The 223-nt window shown below is 63.2% G+C and carries 1 protein-coding gene; it reads left to right on the top strand.

All coding sequences use genetic code 11. From position 1 onward, the window contains the following. A partial coding sequence (locus E4K09_RS24005) for an aldo/keto reductase (RefSeq protein ID WP_193557350.1) occupies positions 1–223 on the top strand: 223 nt, incomplete at both ends.

Below are 223 nucleotides of genomic sequence, written 5' to 3' on the forward strand. Positions count from 1 at the left end.
TCGGCACGATGACCTGGGGCCAGCAGAACACCGAGGCCGAAGGCCATGAACAGATGGATTACGCCCTCGACCAGGGCATCAATTTCTTCGATACCGCCGAACTTTATTCCATTCCCCCGCGGCCCGAGACCCAAGGGTCCACGGAGCGGATCATCGGCTCCTGGTTCAAGGCGCGCGGCACCCGCGACAAGGTGATCCTGGCGTCGAAGGTGGTGGGCCGCTC

Origin of the sequence: Microvirga pakistanensis, assembly GCF_004458765.1 — a bacterium.
GTDB classification, from domain to species: domain Bacteria; phylum Pseudomonadota; class Alphaproteobacteria; order Rhizobiales; family Beijerinckiaceae; genus Microvirga; species Microvirga pakistanensis.